At 46.8% G+C, this 17,272-nt stretch carries 15 protein-coding genes and 1 tRNA gene; 2 read left to right on the top strand and 14 right to left on the bottom strand.

The genetic code is table 11. The annotated features are described in order from the left end of the window. Window positions 1-6: 6 nt before the first annotated feature. The 14 genes from LG202_RS01680 to LG202_RS01615 form a co-directional block, all read right to left on the bottom strand. Window positions 7-648 (bottom strand): hypothetical protein, encoded by a 642-nt coding sequence (locus tag LG202_RS01680; RefSeq protein WP_230346697.1) that lies wholly within the window; start codon window positions 646-648, stop codon window positions 7-9. Next, window positions 648-1,340 carry an exosortase-associated protein EpsI, B-type gene (gene epsI, locus LG202_RS01675; RefSeq protein ID WP_230346696.1) on the bottom strand — a complete coding sequence of 231 codons (693 nt, stop codon included), beginning with the start codon at window positions 1,338-1,340 and terminating at the stop codon, window positions 648-650. Before epsI ends, LG202_RS01680 begins: the two co-directional genes overlap by 1 nt. After that, window positions 1,337-2,215 (bottom strand): exosortase B, encoded by an 879-nt coding sequence (xrtB, locus tag LG202_RS01670; protein WP_230346695.1) that lies wholly within the window; start codon window positions 2,213-2,215, stop codon window positions 1,337-1,339. The genes epsI and xrtB overlap by 4 nt, the downstream gene beginning before the upstream one ends. A 9-nt stretch (window positions 2,216-2,224) precedes the next feature. After that, window positions 2,225-3,109 (bottom strand): chain length determinant protein tyrosine kinase EpsG, encoded by an 885-nt coding sequence (gene epsG, locus LG202_RS01665; RefSeq protein ID WP_230346694.1) that lies wholly within the window; start codon window positions 3,107-3,109, stop codon window positions 2,225-2,227. 8 nt (window positions 3,110-3,117) lie between these two features. Then, on the bottom strand, window positions 3,118-4,518 hold the full coding sequence (gene epsF / locus LG202_RS01660) for a chain length determinant protein EpsF (RefSeq protein WP_230346693.1): 1,401 nt from the start codon (window positions 4,516-4,518) through the stop codon (window positions 3,118-3,120). Window positions 4,519-4,549: 31 nt separating this feature from the next. Continuing rightward, window positions 4,550-5,344: a polysaccharide export protein EpsE gene (gene epsE, locus LG202_RS01655; protein WP_230346692.1), complete on the bottom strand. Its 795-nt coding sequence runs from the start codon at window positions 5,342-5,344 to the stop codon at window positions 4,550-4,552. Window positions 5,345-5,374: 30 nt separating this feature from the next. Further along, the gene (locus LG202_RS01650; RefSeq protein WP_230346691.1) at window positions 5,375-6,310 is read right to left on the bottom strand and encodes an EpsD family peptidyl-prolyl cis-trans isomerase; all 936 of its coding nucleotides are present in this window, start codon (window positions 6,308-6,310) and stop codon (window positions 5,375-5,377) included. Window positions 6,311-6,375: 65 nt separating this feature from the next. Then, window positions 6,376-7,761 carry an undecaprenyl-phosphate glucose phosphotransferase gene (locus LG202_RS01645; protein WP_230346690.1) on the bottom strand — a complete coding sequence of 462 codons (1,386 nt, stop codon included), beginning with the start codon at window positions 7,759-7,761 and terminating at the stop codon, window positions 6,376-6,378. A gap of 10 nt (window positions 7,762-7,771) precedes the next feature. Further along, entirely contained in the window at window positions 7,772-9,001 is a 1,230-nt protein-coding gene (epsL, locus tag LG202_RS01640; protein WP_230346689.1) for an XrtB/PEP-CTERM-associated polysaccharide biosynthesis outer membrane protein EpsL, read from the bottom strand. A gap of 19 nt (window positions 9,002-9,020) precedes the next feature. Next, window positions 9,021-9,698 (bottom strand): CAAX prenyl protease-related protein, encoded by a 678-nt coding sequence (locus tag LG202_RS01635; RefSeq protein ID WP_268867551.1) that lies wholly within the window; start codon window positions 9,696-9,698, stop codon window positions 9,021-9,023. Between the two features lie 145 nt (window positions 9,699-9,843). Then, window positions 9,844-10,683, bottom strand: a complete 840-nt coding sequence (locus LG202_RS01630) for a PEP-CTERM sorting domain-containing protein (protein WP_230346687.1) — start codon at window positions 10,681-10,683, stop codon at window positions 9,844-9,846. A 116-nt stretch (window positions 10,684-10,799) separates the two neighbouring features. Continuing rightward, a complete protein-coding gene (locus tag LG202_RS01625; protein ID WP_230346686.1) occupies window positions 10,800-11,639 on the bottom strand; it encodes a PEP-CTERM sorting domain-containing protein in 840 nt (279 codons plus the stop codon). Between the two features lie 356 nt (window positions 11,640-11,995). Then, the gene (locus LG202_RS01620; protein ID WP_230346685.1) at window positions 11,996-14,563 is read right to left on the bottom strand and encodes a TonB-dependent receptor; all 2,568 of its coding nucleotides are present in this window, start codon (window positions 14,561-14,563) and stop codon (window positions 11,996-11,998) included. A 333-nt stretch (window positions 14,564-14,896) separates the two neighbouring features. After that, window positions 14,897-14,973, bottom strand: a tRNA-Val gene (locus tag LG202_RS01615). A 138-nt stretch (window positions 14,974-15,111) separates the two neighbouring features. On the opposite strand from LG202_RS01615, the gene LG202_RS01610 reads away from it, so the two are divergent. Both LG202_RS01610 and LG202_RS01605 read left to right on the top strand, forming a co-directional pair. Next, the gene (locus LG202_RS01610) at window positions 15,112-15,750 is read left to right on the top strand and encodes a 2OG-Fe(II) oxygenase (RefSeq protein ID WP_230346684.1); all 639 of its coding nucleotides are present in this window, start codon (window positions 15,112-15,114) and stop codon (window positions 15,748-15,750) included. After that, window positions 15,747-17,213: a pyridoxal phosphate-dependent decarboxylase family protein gene (locus tag LG202_RS01605; RefSeq protein WP_230346683.1), complete on the top strand. Its 1,467-nt coding sequence runs from the start codon at window positions 15,747-15,749 to the stop codon at window positions 17,211-17,213. Before LG202_RS01610 ends, LG202_RS01605 begins: the two co-directional genes overlap by 4 nt. Window positions 17,214-17,272: the final 59 nt, after the last annotated feature.

Here is a 17,272-nt window from a genome sequence, read left to right as displayed (position 1 = left end):
GCATCATCATGCCTTGATGATCTCTGATTTAAACTCAGCCAAAGAAGGCAAGACCAACTTGGTACTTGAGTCAGCATGATCTATTGCACGTGCTACAGGTAGGCTTTTTGCTGCAACGACCTTGGCGCTCCAGGATGAGTCTTTTACACTACGTTCAAAACCGACCACATTTGCAATATGCCAAGTGCTTTTTAATTGCAAATGCTCATTAAATACCCTGTACTCCTGTATACCAAAGATACAACTAACAGGGTCAAGCCAAGGTGCTAAGTTTTGTTTTGACCGTTCTAAGATAGCGCCTTGATACTCTCGCCAATCTATTTCGTTCACCCCGCCGTCATAGCCTATTGCGCCAACTCCTGTGTTATACAGCAGCTCTATTGCCTCTTGTGAAACTGCGGAGGGGGTATCGGCATAGAATGCATGTAGCACTCCCCCAAACAGAGAATGAACACCTAGAAAGTTGCTGAGTTTACGGTCAGTGGGCAAGACATGCTTGACAGAGCCACGGGAGATCTCAATTGTTGTGACATCCCTCGTAATTGCGCATGACAGAGCTGGATCTCCGCACCAGGCGTGAGCTCTGTTGAAGGTCATTAATAAGGCGACAAGCAGCAGCTGGCGCAGAGACACGCGAATATCCAGCACTACTCAGTCCCGGCATGCAAACCAGCTACTTTTCGCCTATCTTGAGGATTGAGGGCGGCGACAATGTCCTGAATAAAGCGCTGCTGGACATCAAAACCGTATTGCTGATCTGGCGTAATCGTCGACACACGGAAAATCATGCCATCAGGAATTTTGCCATCAAAGCCATATTTGAGTTGCTCAAGTTTAACCGCTTTACCACCGATAGCCACCTTGTCACCCACGGTAGTCCAGTAAGTCAGCGGCTCCGACCTGGTACCTAAAACTGTAAACAATCTCTTGACCGGTATAGATCCAAACTCGGTAGCAATAGCATCTTTGCTTGAGCTTTTCACTTGAAACCCTTGCGCGGGGTAACAAACATCAGGCAGGTGTAGCTGATTGGCATCGCTCTGATCTTCACCATATGCTATGGACAACATGACGTATTCGCCCTTGTCATTCATGTAAGTGCGTGAAAGCGTCTGGGAGTAAATTCGCTCAATTTCTTCTTTTTGCTGAGGATTAACAATGTTAGCCCCACCAAGTTCAATCTCATGCCAGTCTGCAAATTGCTTGGGTATCAAAGTTTCCAAAACAACTGGATTACCGTCTTTAGCTATCTTATGTGTAGGACGTAATATTGTTGAAGCTATAGATGCGCTCACCATAGCAATAAAAACAATAACAACTTGGATGATTAATTTATTCATTTGGCAATACCCGACTGGCTTTTAGGTGTGCGCCATTTACGCTCAAGAAAACTCAGGAAGGTATCAACCCACAAGATCAAGATCAACGCTACGACAAACAGTAACATACCGGCAAAACCATGCATGAAACCCTGACCTGCAGCATCCCCAAAGTAATATGTGATTAATGTTAATGTCATGACCCTAATGACATTAGCGGTAAATGATATAGGCACAATCAAAATGGCCAGGGTAACGTTTCGGAATACAGAGTCACTACGCACAATATTCAAATACAAAAGCCCAAGTGCTTCTAATGACATCAGGGTATGCAACCCAGCACAAGCATCCGCAACTAATAGCTGATACTGACCAATTTGTAGTATTACGCCACTACGCGCTATAGGGTAGCCGATACCATACAAGATGTATTCCGCAACGTAAGATACGGAGATCTTCATTGGCATGGTGACAGCATCAATAATCGCGCCTGGAAGCGGAATCATGAAGAATAAGAAAAATAGCGGAAACCAAAAGGTTTTAGCGCCACGAGTGCCATAAAGTAGTAGTAACAAACCCAATAGCACAGGAATTTGCGAACCCACATCAAACAGCCAGATATCCTGGGAACGCCCTAAAACATAGAAGAACAAACCGGGAATAATGAAGAGAAAGCCCAACAGCGGCTGGCGCTTAACGTTTTTCCATGGGTCTTTGAAAAAATCACGACGCAACCAAATCAAGTACGCAACCACCATAATAATAATGGGGCCATGGGCCTGCTCATCAGTACTCCAAAGCTTACTGGCAAGATTGGAATACGTAGGCAGATACAAGGCTAACAAACCCAGTATTACCAAAACACATACCGCTAGAGAGCTTTTTCTCATTTGCATTGACCGAAGCTAGAATTCCGAAAGTACAGTCCCAACAATCGGGGTACCATTTTTTTGCAGTTGGTCAATGGCAACAGCAGTTGCATTCACTCTGGTCACATTTTTACGTACGACCATAGCAGCACCGCCAACGGCTGAAGCAATGGCTTGCGCATCTGTGCTGTCCGAAAATGCCGGAGTGTCAACCAGAATGATGTCGTAGGTCTCAGCAAGCTGACTGAGCAGAGTTCTGAAGTTCGCCTTACTTACCAATTCCAATGGGTTAGGCGGTAGGGTACCTGCAGGCAATACTGACAGATTTTCAAAAGCTGAAATTTTACGTACTACATCAACGCCAGCTCTACCCGCAAGAACATCAGAAAGACCGCGATTATCTTTGATACCAAACAAATCATGCTGACTAGGATGCCGAAGATTTGCATCGATTAATAAGGTACTCTCGCCCAACTGCGAAAATACAACCGCTAGATTAGCCACAAGGTAGCTAGCTCCAACACCAGCATCAACCCCAGTAATAGCCAAAGCTTTACGATTTTTGGCAAACCAATTAAAAATTAGCTGACTACGTAATGCCCTGAAAGACTCTGCCTTAGCACTGAAAGGTTGATATGCAGAGATCAAGCTCGAAGAAATACCATCTTCCGCTGGATTCAAATAAGGATAATCAAACTGTCGAGCAAGAACTTCCTGTATATCCCTTTCGGTAATTAAGCCTAAACTGCGAGCCGCTTCACCAAACCTAACACCTTGCTCTTTATGCAAACGCATGACTCGTTCGGCATCAGCTGGGGTAATTTTACCCATTCTGAGTAACAAGCTACCTATATTAAATTCAGAAAATGGGCTAATTGCAGAATCCTGAGTGGAAACGTTTAATGGATTTTCGCTAGTCATCAATATTCTCAATTCGCAATTCTAAGTGGATTGACCTTTTTAATTCCCAAGAGCTTTCTGCTTCTATCTTTTGGCAATACGCCCAAGAGAGGAACCTCCAATAGATCAACTATATCTTCTGAAGATCGCACTTTACGATCCAGCATTTCCGCTAAGACACCGAAGCCCACACCCAGTAATAACCCAACAAATATCGATAAGATGATATTTAGCATGATTTTGGGGCTAGATGGCTGTGAAGGTGCAGTAGCCGGGTTCAGAATCGCAACGTCAGATTGGTTTGACTGACCTTCAATATTACTTTGTGTAAAGCGTTGAGTCGTCACATCATATGCATGCTGAGCATTTTCAATTTCCCTTGTGAGCACAGCCAAAGCATCTCTATCACGATTTAACTCAAGCACTTTTGCACGCTGAGACTCTAATGCAGCACGAATTTCATTTTCGCGCTGTTTCAGAATTTTAGAGTTAGTGGCAACACTGCTTGACACCACTTGAATTTGACGATTTAACTCTCCCTTCAAATTCTCAATCTCAGCCTTGGAGCCTTGATACATTGGGTGGTTACGTTCATATTTTTGAGAGATATCAGCAAATCTAGATTCAGCACGCGCAATTTCTGTTTTCAACCCCTGAATCAACGGATTAGAAGCAATATCTGGTGAGTCATAAGCACCACTACCAGCCGCATTTCGCTGCCTAGATTGTGCTTCCATGCTTTGTGCTTGAGCAAGTACTAATTGAGATGAAAGATCATTCAGTCGAGCACGCTCAACATCCAAACGCTCATCAACACTGATAATACCTTTTTCTTGCTGATATTTTGACAAGCGCTCTTGAGCCTTTTCCAAATCATCACGCAAATCTTTCACTTGCGCAGTGAAGTATTTGGCAGCTTTTTGTGAAGGCTCTACTTTAAGTTGAATATTGGTATTAATGTACGCTTCAGCAAATGCATTGGATATTGCAGCGGCAAACTGAGGATTGGAGCCTTTGAAAGCTATATCAATAATACTGCTAGTTTTAGATGGGCTAACATCTAGATTTTTTAGCAGCAGCTCTGACAACCAGTCCTGAATATTGCCTTGACCTTCTGTCGCACTTTGAAAACTCTGCTTAACACCTTCACTCTCTGCAAGACCAAGGGTTTTAATGACTTTCAAGGCTACATTTTTACTTGAAATAATATCAACCTGAGTGGCCATATAACCTGGCATTAACTGTGCAGGCAGTGCAACACCCGTCACTGGATCTACACCCTTGTAATTCACGATCACCGTCGTACTTGCAGTGTAATTCTTAGGTAGCAGAATACTAACCAACGTTGTCACCACAACTGTGACAATCAATGTCAGCAGCACAATTTTATATCGTGCCTTAAGGATCAAGAGTATCTGAGATAAATTCATAATTTATTGCCTTTGACTTTCGATTTATGTCTTAGAACAGACTTTCTTGCACGTAAATCACATCATTGGGTTGAACTAGATCATCATGCTTAACCTTCAGCACATGTGTCACGCCATCTTTATCAAGACGTTTAATTTTCACACCGCGCTCAGTACCTCGAAGTGTCAGACCACCTCCAACCGCAAGTGCCTGAATCACGGTCATATTGTGTTCAAGTCGATATTGACTAGGCCTTTGGACTTCACCATAGATATAAAATTTTTGTGCACGATCCACATAGACGATATCACCACCCACAATATTCATATTGTGAGTAATGTCTCCACTACGCATCATTTCTGCTAGATCTATGACTTCGCGAGTTGTTTTCCCATCCACTGTACGTATCAGGGTAATAAGATCGCCACCTTCGGGGCTAACCCCACTGGCCAGAGCAAGAACATCTGCAAGAGTGCGCTGACCTTCCAGCGGATATCTACCTGGGCGAAGTACCTGTCCCAGCACGGATACCTGCAAGCTCTGCAATTGGGAAACAATAATGCTGACATGAGGATTTCTCAGGAAACCGCCAGCCTCCAGCATGCTAGCAATTTTCCTCTCTGCCACCGCGGGCGTCTCACCGCCAACAGAAACCTCTCCAATCAAAGGATAAGTAATGGTTCCTGACTCACTGACGCGCACTTCCAGAGCAAGATCTGGCTGCTCAAAGACCGATATTTTCAAAATATCGCCGGGGCCGAGCACAGTATCATTTTTCGCCGCACTTGCAATACAAGACAAGAATAGGAACTGAACTACCAGTAAAACTTTAATGAACTTATTCATAGCTATCCAATTTCAATGAGTTAGTTAAAATTATTTAAGGCCACTCACACCACGAGCAATGTCATCACTAGCAGTCGCTGCGTTGCCTTTTTCTACCCCCTCACCCACATGAGGCTTACTTGCCTCAACACTCATCATATTTTTATCAAAATACTCAATCTTTGCCTCGCTCCTAAGTTTCGCAAGCTCGGCATCACCAACATCTTTGCGTTTCTTGTTGAGTAACGTTTGTTCAATTTGCGGAATAGCGTCCGTTAATGATACTGGGCTTTCTCTCACACTATCCATTAAAACGAGCATGGTTCTTGGCCCCATACCGATCACAAATAACTGACCTTTCCTTGCATCTTTTAAACGCTCAGAAATTTGCGGTGGCAACTCCGCCACACTACGCGCAACTTCACCACGGTCATACTGAATACCTTTGGAATCCAACCATGTCGCCACTTCTTGCAAGGTTTTGAAATTGCTAAGTGAAGACTTGAACTCATCATTAATATGGCGTGAATCAACCAACAACTGCTCCATCTCAACCAGCTTGCGCTCTGCAAATAGTGCTGGGTTTTGCTTATAGAAGTTCTCGATTTCTGCTGTTTCTGGTTTACTAATATTGGCAACCTTACCTTGCAAATAAGCTTGGGCAATAATTTGTGATTTTGCACGTTCGATGGCTTGCATCACGTTGGGGTCACGATCTACCTTGGCCTTGAGGGCGGCTTGCTCCAGCAATTGGCGATCGACCAGGGCATTGAGAATTTGCTTGGAGGCTTGATCTTTCTGGGCTGGCTGTACGTTTGCACGTGCCAGCTCTTCATTGAGCTGGTGAACGGTGATCTCCTTGCCATTGACGCTCACCAATGACTGGCTGGCCTTGCTGTCGTGCGACTTGTCGCCACAACCAGATAAACCTGCGCCTATTGCCAAAGCGATCAATGCACAGCTTGTGAGCTTAGACCATTGTTTCATTGCAACTCCATATTGGGTATTCAACTTTAAATCTCCTCAAAATTCTGCAAAATCACACTGCGCCATTAATAGGCATTATCCTTTTTAAACACCACCAACACTGTCCTGACGACGATCCACAAATCAAATGCCAGTGACCAGTGGCGCAAATAATCCAGATCGTATTCGATCCGTGCTTCCATCTTGTCCAGGGTGTCTGTTTCCCCCCGCAAGCCATTGACCTGGGCCCAGCCGGTGATGCCTGGCTTGACCTTGTGCCGCAGCATGTAGCCTCGAATCAGCTTGCGATATTGCTCATTGTGGGCAATAGCATGTGGCCTTGGCCCGACAATACTCATTTGCCCTTGCAAGACATTTAAAAACTGAGGCAGCTCATCCAGCGAGTTTTTGCGCAGGAAGCCCCCTATCTTGGTCAAGCGCTGATCGCGCTTTTGCGCCTGCACCACCTTGGCACCATCTTCCATTACGGTCATGGAGCGGAACTTGTAAACCAGAATCTCTTCGCCATTAAGCCCATATCGACGTTGCTTGAATATGACAGGCCCTTTGGATGTCAGCTTGACTGCCAAGGCTATCACGAGCATGACAGGAGACAGCATGAGTAGGATAAGCGAGGCAAGAATAATGTCACTAGTCCGTTTGATTAAACTATTAAAACCGGTGAAAGGCGTTTCGAGGATAGCCACCACCGGCACACCGGCGACATCGTCAAAGCGGGCCTGCACCAGATCAAAAATGTAAATATCGGGGACGAAATAGATAGAGGCTGTTGTGTCTTGCAACTCTTCGAATAGTTGCCTGATGCGAGGCTGGGCAGACATCGGCAGGCTGATGAAAATAATTTGCGTGTTGTTGGCACGTACATAAGGTGCGATTTCCCCCATAGAGCCCAATAGCGGAACATTGCGCATCCCTTTGGGATGGCGTGCCACTTCACGGTCATCAAACAAGCCTTTGACTTCCATGAAAAGGTAAGGATCATCGTTGATGCGGTTCACTAAGCGGACACCTATATCATTAGCCCCCACAATCACGACAGAGCGCACTTCCCCATTCTTGTGCAGATCAGAGGCTATCTTGCGAATGGTCAGATGAGCAATGATGAACAGAATGGGCACAGTAGCAAACCAGGCATAGATCATTTCGTCCATATACTGGCTGGATAGATCAGCGGCATAGCCAATGAACACCAGCACCGCGACAACAATGGCCCAGCCAAAGAGGATATCCCTGATATAGCTCAGTACCTTGCCGCTACGCCAGGTTCGATAGAGATCCAGGCGCTCGTAAACATTGGAGGAAACAAAATAGGCCAATAAGGCCAGAATCAGATAATAGCCATTGAAAGGCTCGCCATACATCAATGTGAAGCCATATAGCGACCCCAGAATAATCAGGGGATCTAGGAGTTGCTTGAAAAAGGCAACTAGGGGGATATCGTTAACGGTCATTTAGGCACCATCAAAACTCGTATTGACCGGTCAAGGACAGACTATTCGAATCATATTCAAACATCTGAGAAGTTGACTCTCGCGTACTGTGCACAACCGCCGCATTGAGCACCAGAGACAAAGTTGGCTTATACACAAGCCCTAAAGCAAATGTTTTATCCTTGTCAGAACGTTGTGGCCCAAAAACATCATCCCCCTCGAAATCTCGCTTTTCATAACGGATACTGCCCTGCAACGTTACCTTGCTCGTGGCATACAGGCTCGCTGACAGAGATGTCCCTTTATTCAGGGTATAACTGGTCGTCACAAAAGCCTGTGCATTATTTTCTCGCCAAGCAGTAAGATTTAAGCTTGTCTTACCAGTAGGCGCCCAATTGAAGTTAGTTCTAGCATTGAATTTCCTGAAATCACGAGAAGGTATTTCATCGTGCTTTCGCTCAACCAAACCACCCAAGAACTGCAATTTCGACTTTGCTGATGTACTCCAGTCAACATTAAGCTTCAACTCATTCTGGCTATAATTATTATTAATAGGAATACCAAAGAAAATCTGATCTACAGGCCTATCTCCGCGCGCATGTCGATACACCACCCCCACCTTACTGGTGCTAGGTGCAATATAGTCAAGCTCAAGCTCTTGAGAGTTTTCATTCAGGTTGGCAGCTTTTTGAGCATCCGCACTATATTCCACTTCATAATTCACAAACGCTACCCGAGTCTGCCACCTGGGGTGAAATTTCCAAATCGCATCCGCCGACCTTCTGTCTTCCGTTCGGATATTCAATCCGATCCCACCCACCGCGCGAAAGTCCGCGAAAGGTACCAATGCTTTTTTGTGGTATGCCTGAATATTGCCTTGCCAAAAATTGCCGAGATGCCAGTTCCACCGCCCAGTGATCTCCCTACCATCGTTATCCAAGACAGAGTTTCTATCAAACTTTGAACGATTGACCCCCAGATCAAAGAAAAAGACCTGCTGACTGATTGTTTTATCCAGAATGATGCCGACCTCAGTCATCAGCATCGTGTCGGCCATCTTCTCACTGCCGGTACTCAGCAACGCTTGCTCTTTGTTAGCAAACCGTCGCATATTGTCATCATATAGATAAGTCGCACTGGCATAAGGCCGAATCACATCCCCTTCCAGGGCATGTGCATGAGAAGTTACGCCGAAGAATTCAATGCCCAGAGATGCAACTAAGGCTGCTTTTTTTAGATTTATCGATTGAGATAACCGCAAAGAAGTGTTTCCCCAATTATTACCAGTAATGCCAATTACCAGTGTGAATGACCCAAACTCCCAATATGCCGTTGGTCACCGCATGAGCGATGATCGGCATCCATATTTTTCCGCTACGGATATAAAGCAAACCATATGCCAGACCAGCCAGCAAACCAGCTAACCATTCCGTATGTTCTATTGCAAATAATGCAGATGATACAAGCAGGGCAACCAATCCTAGCTGCTGTGGTGCGACATTGAGGAAGTTTTGATTGTGAATCCAGCGCATCAAGAAGGAACGCCAAAACAATTCTTCCATGAGAGGCACCACTAGTGCGGCCCCTATTAATCTTGTCGCCATTAGCAGACAGGCATATTGCCCATTACCTGGATTAAAGCCTTCAGATTGGTCGCCAAGCAGCATCCATGGCGCATCCAAGCTGATCCAGACGACAAATACTAGCACACCAATCAGGCTTGCGCTCAACCACTCACTCCACCGCAATGTAGCGATGCCAGAGAGCTCAATATAATAGCTACGCAAAGACCAAAGCAATAAGGCAACCAAGCCAACCTTGACACCATAAAGCCAACGTATATCGAGACCAGATGGGAGATATGGCGTAACAATATCCACTGTCGCCATAAACAGCATGTACAGTGCGAATGGAGCAACTCTGCTCCAGATATTGGGATCAAGCCTTATAGGAAGCATTTGCCAGCAATAGAAGTAAACTCGACCATGATACAAAAATTCAGCCGCAATCGACACAAATTCTCATTTGAGTAGTCTGTTTGGACTAAAAAATAAGTCGGCATAAAGCCGACTTATTCGATACTACTGCCGCACTGAGATAGATTTATGACAAGTCGTTATTTTTACGACGACGTGCAACAAAGCCCATCAGGCCGAGGCCGATCAACATCAGTGCATATTCGGATGGCTCAGGCACTGCTGCAATCGCAGCTACGCGATAGCCACTGATCCACATCTGCTGCGATACGCGGCCACCTTCGCTACTGGAAGCTCCCTGAATAATGCCAATAGCGTTGCTGCCAAATTCATAGGTGTATTGAGATGCATCGACGCTAAGGAAATAGATGCCGGAGTTGGGGTTATCTTCACCGATGCTGACATCGGTACGGATAGCCACCTTATCCAGATCCAGATAGGCACCCGCGGCAGCGTTGGCTGCGTTGTAGGGAGTGACATAGCCGGAACGAGATGGATCACGCAGGCGGTAGCCATCTTCCGCACCACTATAAACACCTTCAGCAAAATACCAGGCTGCAGAAATAGTATCCACTTCAGCAAAACCGGTACGCACGATGGAGTTGATTTCGGAAATGCCACCGCCACCATGGATATTGCCTGCAGGATAATTAGGCAACAACTGAAAATAGCTGCCGATAATCAATTGATTACTAGTCGCGTCAATCCAGACAGTATCAATGAAGTTACCCACCTTGATGCTGTTGTTGATGGGAGAATACACCGAGGTAGTCATGGTGGCCTGCTGAGTCCAGCTTGATGGAATACCACCTGTGAGGAAGAATGGGTCTGTCAGTACGTTATTGACGCTACCTGGCGTACGGGCACCGGTGTTCAGGATATCGACGAAACCACCAGCATAGGCGCTGCTGACACTGATGACCGCCAGCGCTGCGCCGGCAATAGCTTGTTTGAATACTTGTTGCATATTGTAAATCCCCTCTTCAATTGAGTCATTGCCTAATCCGCAGACAATGACTCCGTTCTTGATTAATTGCTGTTCTCCATAGTGCTCAGCATCAGTTGACACCAAGCAAGCTGGCTTCAAGCCAGGTGCTGCTTTTTACGACGTGTTGCCACAAAACCAAGCAAGCCAAGGCCAATCATCATCAATGCATATTCGGATGGTTCTGGCACTGCCGCCACTGTTGGCACGAAGCCGCCAATAAAGCCACCGACAACCGCCTGGCCTTCTTCACCAGCTTGGTAGTAACCAATCGCCTTATTACCCAGGGTGTATTCCGTGGCATCCGTCTTGACTAGGTAAAGACCGCTGTATGGGTTACCTTCACTGACGCTGATATCAGACTTCTGACGAATCGCATCACCATCGAAAGCCACACTGCTGGCAAAAGAATGATCGTCCGTGCGGCCACTTTCATACATGCGCAAGTCAAAATCTGACAGGAACAACCAGGCGGATGAGGCCTCAAAGCCTTCAAAGCCATAGCGATACAAGAAGTTAATTTCCTGCCCATTGTTGACTTGATTGATATAACGCGTACCGAATACCAAAGAGTTATCACTGCTGTCGCGGAACACAAAATCATAGATGGTTGCCTGGGCGATGCCTGGCAGGAGCTCAACACCACTATTGATACGGTAATCCAACAGTGTCAGGACGCCTGCCCCAGCATTGGCGGTATAGGAAATAGACGTCGCAATCAGTTGAGCAGGATTGCTACTGTAACCACTCAACCAGCTATAACTGGTTGCATTGAGGTACAACTTATCTCGCAGCGGGTTGTTTGCCCCGACCACCAAGCCTCCATTGGCGGCGCTTAGTGTCGCCAGATCATCGCGCAGGTTCACAAAGTCACCCGCATATGCCGATGATGCTGAAACCAGCATGGCAGCGATTGCCATCGACTTAAAATTCATCATCAATCTCCTTTTCATTGGTTTACACAATCCCTATTAGCGGGACTGCATCGGAGACAGTCATGAAAAACTGACCGTCACGGATACATACATTGCAACTTCCAGGCCTGAATCATGAGCATCAGGAACAAGAACATCCGTAACAGCGTCAGTAAAAATTAACAATAAGATACAAATTACTTACAAATCATTTACATATGAGATTGAACAATCGCAGGAAAACGGACAAATTTTCTCAGGAATTAGTCCTAATGGACTAATGCACTCCATACTTTTCCTTTGCATTTCATTGGCTCTATCTCATTCATCTTCGGCTGAAAATAACCAAGGCGGTTAACTGCAACCACCAACAACAACCATCACAGCCCGGGGGAAGGGCTCGCATTTCCTTTTTTCCAATTCAAGTCGAATGACAAACCAACCCACATCGCGCGGGAAGCTCCAGGGCCGATGAAGGTAGTGTTTTGCCACTGCGTCGTGTCTGGGTTGAAACCACCACTGGAGCCAAAAGGATTACGTCCCAGATCACCTGCCGTGGAATAGTCTTTATTGAAAATATTGTCTGCTTTCATGAACAGCGTGATGGCATCATTGAATTTATAGGTAGCTCGCAGGTTAAATAGCGCATAACCCGCTATTGTCCCCTTGCCGATGTAGTCGTAAGGGTCGCGGTCATAAGGCTGCGCCCCACAAGGGTTACAGGCATGCGAAGCCTCTCTTGGCTGGTGCTCGTTGTTTTCATTGCCACGCACAAATGAATATGAATGCATGATCATGCTCAACGTGGCATCAAACCTTGCAGAAAACTGATAATTCCAGCTAGCCTGAACAATATGTCTTGGCATACCGGTCAGATAATCACCCGGTTCAATATTGACGTATGCCTGCAATGTGGTCGGTGAGGTGTTGCTGCTGTTATTGGGATTAATCGCATTGGCCGCCGATTCAAACGTGGCGAGCAAATAGGTGTAGTTGAGACGTAACTTACTTTTCCCCAGCTCACCACTCATGCCAAGCTCAATCCCCTGGCGCAAGGTTTCACCAAAATTATCGAATACGCCACGATTCTTACGTCCTAAAGGCATAAACAGGATGTCATCTTTCAGTTCCGTCCTGAACACACCAGCATTCCAGCTAAAGCCAAAGTGATTGCCACGCAGTCCAGCCTCATAAGAGGTAGACCTCACCTGCTTGAGATAGGGGTCGGCAGATAAGGAGGTCGGGATTGAACAGCCATATTGATAATTGGTGCTTGCTGGCTGACTATCCTTAGTATGGTCACGCGCGCAGCCAAGCTCGATAATAGTAGGCACGCGAGCCCCTCGACTGATATTGCCGTAAAAGCTGAAATTCTCGACCACTTCCCAGGCAATACCGATAGAGGGATTGAAGCTACGGTATTTGTAGTCTCCATCCGTGCAAACAAACCTGGCGAAGGTTTCAAATGGATCAGTAGGTAAAGCGCAACGCTGCCTAGCAGGATTGAGCAATCCACTGCCGGCAGGGTTCAGAGGATTGAACTCAAATTGATACAGGGAGTTACCACGATCCGATATCAGATCGTTCACCACGCGCGACCAATTAAAGCGCGCACCATAGGTTAAATGGACATTATCCTTAGGAGACCAAGTATCACTAAAGAACAGCCCCTTGGTTGTACTGTGTCCATTGAGGTTGTTGCGAATCACAGGATATTTAGCGGCATACATGCCCTCTAGATAGAAGGCCTCATCCCTGACCGGCACAACCTCGTGTTCGGCATTAATCTCACCGTACATCTCACGCTGACTGAAGGTGATCTTGTTTTTATCTAAACCTGCACCAAAGACTATCTGGTGACGCCCCACATCCCAGGCCGCCTGCACACTAAAACCAAAACTATCTTGTTTCAAGTTGGAAAAATTGAATGTGCCATTGATGTAATCAATATTGGTCCGGCTAAACAGCTGCTGATATTCATCATAAAAATCACCATTCAGCGCAGCCTGGTTCATTTTCCGCTTGTAAGCCAATCCAGAGATCGTAAAGTTGTCAGAGACATCCCATCTGCCATTCAAATTGTAGTGATCCAGTTTGTTGGTGGATTCGTCCGGTGAAGTGAATACCCATTTGCGGTTGGTCTCTGCCATTTCAAACGGCAGCATGCCGTTGCCGGTCAAAGCGGTGTTCACATTTAATGCGCTCAGATTGATTTCGCCCTTAGGTAATTTGACCGTGGCATTGTTATACAACTGACGCAGGTTACTGGGTGAGTTTCGCCGCCAGCCGTCCTCCTCGAAATGGTTATAGGCAGTGAATAAGCCAATAATGCCATTGTTAATGCCATTGGAAACCTGCACCTGTTGCCTACCCCATGCACCGCTGATCAACTCGCCCCTGGCATGGTTATCACTAAAGCCTGTCTTGGTGCGAATCGCCAAGGCACCGCCCAAGGTATTCAGCCCAAACAAGGGATTGGATCCCGGCAAAAGATCCATGGTGGCAATTGCATTCATAGGCAACAAATCCCAATTCACCACATCGCCAAATGCCTCGTTAACCCTTACGCCATCCAGATAGACAGATACGCCTTGGGGGGTTCCAATCATGGGAGAAGCAGTAAAGCCACGAAAATTGAGGTCTTGCTGGAAAGGATTGCCAGCATAGTCGTTGATACTCACCGACTGCATGTTGTTATTCATGAACTCGGTGATATTGATGGCGCGTGACTCAGCGATCTCTTTTGCGGTCGCACTCTGGATATTGGTAGCAGCCTGGTCTCTCTCAATACCGACGCCAGGCAATGGACTGACAATTCTTACCCGGGGAGCACGGATAACGATTTCCTCAACCTTGATCACAGGCTCAGGAATACGCTCCTCCGCCTCATCTGCAACATCAGAAGCTTCAGCAGCAGCTCCCGGAGTCGCGCTGGCGAAGATCAGCATGCAAAATATATGAATCCATCCCCATAGGCACCTTCTGCCCAATCTGCTTTTTGCTGCCACAAACACTCTCCTTCTCCATATCCATCATCTTGTTTTTTCTAATGAATACCGGCTTTATAGCCAGCTTGGAGAGGGTGCAGCAAAAGTTAAGCCATCCAAGGAAACATGACCTAACCCAATGTTTTAATGATGTTTAATAAAATACACTATGAATGAATCACTGAGAGGTTGGTTATATACATCCGGGCATGGTTATAACCACTGGCTGCATGCAACCAACATGATGGCTGGAAAAGCAAAAAAGCCACGCAATATGCGTGGCTTTTTTGAATTTGGTAGACCCGAATGGACTCGAACCATCGACCTCTGCCATGTCAAGGCAGCGCTCTAACCAGCTGAGCTACGGGTCTATTTGCTCTTGGACAACAAGAGAGCTGCGCATTTTAGCGCAATGCCCTTGGCTTCGCAATCCTGAGCGCAAAAAATCTGGCCGCCATCTACCAAGGTCACCCCGTTATAATAAGGATACGTTTTCATCAGGGTTTTTCATGCTTCCTTTTGCCAACATCAGCCAGCATATTGAGCACATTATTCACTCCCTTGCCGAGCAAGGCTACGTCATCATCCCCGCTTTTCTCCCTGACGACTTCATTAGCGCATTACGTAACGAGGCTTTAACGCTACAAGCAGCAGGCAAGTTAGAGCGCGCCACTATCGGCAAGGCCGAACATAACACGCTGGATCACAAGATACGTGGCGATTTGATCCACTGGCTGGATCATGTCGATGCAAGCGTCGTGCAACAGGATTTTTCCCGCATCATGGAAGCTTTGCGCGAGTCGTTGAATGAACATCTTTTTTTGGGGCTGTTCGAGCTTGAAAATCACTTTGCCATTTACCCACCAGGGGCGATATACAACAAGCACCTAGACCAGTTCCGTGGCAACGAGGAAAGGCAGGTAAGCTGCATTTTGTACCTGAACGAAGCCTGGGAAGAAAAAGATGGCGGTCAACTTCGTCTTTACCTAGATGGAAAAGAACCCACTCCTTATATTGACACTGTGCCGCACGGTGGTACTTTGGTCGTGTTTCTTTCCAGTCAATTCTGGCATGAGGTGCTGCCTGCATCCCAGCCTCGCATCAGCCTCACAGGATGGTTTAGAAAGCGTAGTACAACGCTACCATGACCGCCTCAGAACTTAATCACTTGTTTGATACTGAGCAGTTCAGGGCCAGTGGCCATGCATTGATTGATGCACTTGCAGAACAACTAGCGCTTGAATTACAAGGCAATGCTAGCTTGATTCAATGGCAACCCCCACTAGATGCTGAGCAGGCATGGGAACAAGAGATGCCAGAGCATCCAGTGCTTGACCCCAGTCAGCTGTCTACTTGGCTACAGCAAGAAATTTTACCTCGGCAACTGGCCATGCATCACCCGCATAGCATGGCGCATCAAGCAGCACCGCCACTACCCTTCGCGGCTCTTGCCGACTTGGTCGCATCATTCAGCAACCAGGCAATGGCGGTCTATGAAACCGGCCCAGCTGCCACGTTGATTGAACGCCAGCTTATCCGCTGGCTAAGTACCATGATAGGCTGGACGCATGGAGCAGGCGTGTTCACCTCGGGAGGAAGCCAAGCCAACCTCACTGCTTTGCTTGCAGCACGACATACCATAGCCCCACACATATGGGATAAAGGCATCACGACTGTCAGAGGGCAATTGCGCATCCTCACCTCAGCAATGTCCCATTACTCCATCAGCCGTGCAGCGGGGATGATGGGACTGGGGACGGAGGCAGTCATTGCTGTTGAAGTGGATGCCAAAGGCAGGATGTCGATTGAGGCATTAAGACAAGCTCACCAAGCGTGCATCACTCGAGATGAATATGTCATGGCTGTGGTCGCAACAGCGGGCTGCACGGCGACAGGTAGCATCGACCCTTTGCAAGCCATAGGCGAATACTGCCGCACACAGGGTCTATGGCTACATATTGATGCTGCACATGGTGCTTCCGCGCTACTATCAACACACCATGGCCCAAAACTGGAAGGGATTGCGCTAGCAGACTCTGTCACTTGGGATGCACACAAATTGCTCTACATGCCCGCCACGCTCTCTGCCGTGCTTTTCCGTAACAAGGCAAGTAGCTATCGCGCATTTTCTCAGGATGCCTCTTACCTATTTCATCAAGAGGATGATAGAGAAATTCAAGACTTCAATATCAGCGCCAGGACGCTGGAATGCACAAAGCGCATGATGGGCCTGCAATTATTAGTGGCTTTCAAGCTTTATGGTCGACAAGGGTTAGCCAAGCTCATCGAGCATGTCTTCTTACTGACGGAGCAGTTTGCGAGCTTGGTAACCCAGACCGCAGGGTTTGAGCTCCTCATGCCTCCGGAAACCAATATCATCTGCTTCCGTTATCTTGGCAACCAACCATTAGCGCAAGGCGCACTTAATGAACTTCAAGCAAACATTCGCCAATCACTCTTGCACCGAGGGTTATTTCATTTAAGCCAAGTCAGCATTGATGGAAATACTTGGCTCCGGTGCACCCTCATGAACCCTTATACGCAAGCCTTGCATCAGGCGGAGTTATTACGGCATATCCAGCAGATTGGGGATGAACTACTAACCTCCTGACAAAAGTGTCACCCAATAAAAAGGGCAGGTGTGTCACCTGCCCTTTTTTCTATCTGGTG

Source organism: Methylobacillus methanolivorans (genome assembly GCF_054588515.1).
This window is presented reverse-complemented; position numbering and strand designations above follow the sequence as displayed.